The following is a 2,979-nucleotide window of genomic DNA, read 5'->3' as shown; positions in this document are numbered from 1 at the left end:
TGCCCCTGTTCGAAAAATATGCGGTGGGCTTGGAGAATTTCGCGCAATGGGCGACGGTCGAGGGCCTGGCGGAGGCGGAGATCCAGAACTGCTATACCGGCAAGTCGACGCCGGCCGAGGCCGTGGCCAATGTCGAGAAGATCGTCATCCACGAAGTCGGCCTCTGACGCCTGGAGCATCGGACCGAAAAGTGCGAAGCGGTTTTCGGATAATCCGATGCGAAGAACAATGAGATAGAGCGCCGGAGCGATTCTATGAGAGCGTCCGGCGCTCTAGAGTTCTAACAGAGGACATCTATTCAGGTGCGCGCTGGCCTGACTACTTTTGCTCCCGTTCGATTATGTCCGTTATTTCCGCAAAATAGGCGTTGAATTCATTTCTTACGCTCCTCTGGTTGGAGATGCGCTCTGGATGAATGAATAATATTACGTCGAACAAGAGTTCGCCCGGCGGAGTGCTCAGTCCGGCCTCTGGCAGGAAGATATAAACATGCGATGCGCGAAATCCCCGTCCTGCGTCATTTGGGATACGAGATAACAAGTCAAAAAACTTCTCTTTGTCGTGCACGTCGACAACTAGCTTGGCGGTAAAGATATTATTTGAATCTGTATCGAGTTCACGAAGCAAGCCACTCCAGACAAAACGTCGCTCCATCTTTGGTAAAATTTCAGGATTGCAGTTCACTGCACGTTTTAGAGTTAGGTATTCAAGGCGAATGATAGCGGCCACCATTGCATCAAATGAAGAAGCGGAAAGTTTCTTCTCTTCGTCCTCCAAGCTCTTGATTTCCTGTTTAGTTGCCCAATACTCCTCAAGATTAGATTCTGTGTCTCGCTTTGATCCATCGAGAAAGTTTGGCAGATACCGTGTATAGTAGTCATAATGATCTTTATCATAGTGATCAGAGTATTGGAGATAACGGACGAACTTTATATCCCATACGTAGAGTTGGCCATCTTCGAGCGCCCATCCGTCCCTCAAAATATCAAGCAGGGCAGCTCTCCCAATCGCGATTTTTTCTCTGTCTGGCCTTAGATAGTCGACATACCATGTGTAGCATCCGCCTTTATCATCGTACCAGACTGCACGAGGACGTATGAAATGGCCTTCTGGGAGTTTGATTGCATTCAACTCGTCGATTCTGTTGGCAACTGAAGACAAGTGATGGCCGACACGAGACCCGATGCGATTGGTGAGATGAAATACATACCCAGCATAGTGGGCAACAAAGTCATTTGGTGCTTGCGTCGCGTAGATGCGCCATTTGCCACAAGACTTAGGCATAAAGCGTTGTGCTATCGCCCATTGACTTGGCTGAGATAGCAGACGCTCGAGTATGACTGCATCCCAATAGGTTGCGGTAATCTTCGTATCGGAATTGCTGCTAATTCCATCCAATCTGTTGATCACGGCGCTGGAGGGCTGCGTTGAACACGCCAGAAGGTATCCGGACGCCTTGTGCTGAGAGCAGGATGAGACGATATCATCGAGATCTGCGATGCCTACACTTTCTTCGCTATGCGCTTTGTGCTTGCACTGTATTAGCCAAGTACGTGTCTGTGAAGCAAATATCCCCGTTAGTGTCTCTCGGCAGATGAGGTCGCGTCCGCCATCGGGTCCGCGTCCACTCCATTCAACGTAAAGCCCTTGACTGAACAAGAGTTCGCGGACGAGCTGTTCGAAAGCTTGGCCATTCGTTGGGAGCTCCTTGAAATCCATCAGAATCCTCGAAGTGTGTACGTGATTGCTATCCTATACGGGGAATCGAGGTCAATCGCTGTCAAGTCTAGCTTGTTAGTTGTGTGCAATTTCGTTGTTTGATAAACGAAAATGGATGAGCTGGAAGCGATTGCTACGGCTGAGTTGGCTTGGTATTTTTTTGTGTTAATCTCGCCCCTAGTAGGGTCCCTTGACTTGGGAGACCAAGTGGCAAATGGCCAAAAAATATCAAATGTTCATCTCATCCACCTTCGCTGATCTGGTTGGCGAGCGGCAGGCTGTCGTCAAAACCATTCTCGATCTAGAGCAAATACCGTCCGGGATGGAAGTGTTTCCGGCAGTTGATCAGGAGCAGTTTGAATACATTAAAAAGGTCATTGATGAATGCGATTATTATATTCTGATCATCGGCGCCCGCTATGGCTCGACAGATCAAAGTGGGGTTAGCTTTACCGAATTAGAGTACGACTATGCCGTTCAGCAACGAAAAACAGTTCTAGCTTTTCTGCACGGCGCACCCGAAACAATTCCCGTAAAGAATGTTGACCAGGATCCTCAACTAGCAGAGCGCTTAGCTCAGTTTCGTACGAAAGTCTCAAGGAATAGACTAGTCAAATACTGGACGACACCGGACAGCCTGCAACATGCGGTAGCGATCTCGATAGTCAAGGCAATAAGCTCGGCTCCAGCGATAGGGTGGATACGTGGAGATGCAGTGGCTAGCGAAGAGCTACTCAAGCAAATTAATCAGATCAGAATTGAAAGAGACGCACTGAAGGAAAGGGTCACTGAAGAGCCTGAGGAGACCGCAATTCCTGCTTTTTCTCTCGCTAGTTTAGATGACTTGTTTGAGATCCGCCTCATTATTGCGATGTCTTACGGAGTCGAAGAGACAGATAGTGTTGAAATGAGCTGGATTGAAATCTTTCGTGCAGTAGCACCCTCATTGGGGGGCGATTCCAGCATCCATAGTATGAGAGATGCACTAGAGATTTACATTAGAGAAAATAAACTCTTCAAGCATGGTGCCATTTACAAAACAGACTTCGATAAAATTAGAGTTCATCTTGAAGCCTTGGGCTTATTGGAGGTGAAGTTCTCGGAGGGGCTCAATCACGTTGTTCTTACTAAGAAAGGCAGGGCCACAATGCTGGATATTGTTCCAGCTCAAGTTATAAACTTCTGACTACAAAATTCCTGACCGTTTCTTTTTGGCGGTGCTTAGAATTTGTCGCTGGATTGGCCATATGGCCTAGAATA

Annotated in this window: 2 protein-coding genes; one reads left to right on the top strand and one right to left on the bottom strand. The window is 47.9% G+C overall.

All coding sequences use genetic code 11. The annotated features are described in order from the left end of the window. Window positions 1-318 precede the first annotated feature (318 nt). Window positions 319-1,719, bottom strand: a complete 1,401-nt coding sequence (locus LC586_RS40120) for a restriction endonuclease (RefSeq protein WP_229491325.1) — start codon at window positions 1,717-1,719, stop codon at window positions 319-321. Between the two features lie 214 nt (window positions 1,720-1,933). Between LC586_RS40120 and LC586_RS40115 the strand changes: the two genes are divergently transcribed. After that, window positions 1,934-2,905, top strand: coding sequence for a DUF4062 domain-containing protein (locus LC586_RS40115; protein WP_229491324.1), 972 nt, complete (start codon window positions 1,934-1,936; stop codon window positions 2,903-2,905). The last annotated feature ends 74 nt before the right edge of the window (window positions 2,906-2,979 follow it).

Origin of the sequence: Nostoc favosum CHAB5714 (assembly GCF_020829495.1) — a bacterium.
Taxonomy (GTDB): domain Bacteria; phylum Cyanobacteriota; class Cyanobacteriia; order Cyanobacteriales; family Nostocaceae; genus Nostoc; species Nostoc favosum.
This window is presented reverse-complemented; position numbering and strand designations above follow the sequence as displayed.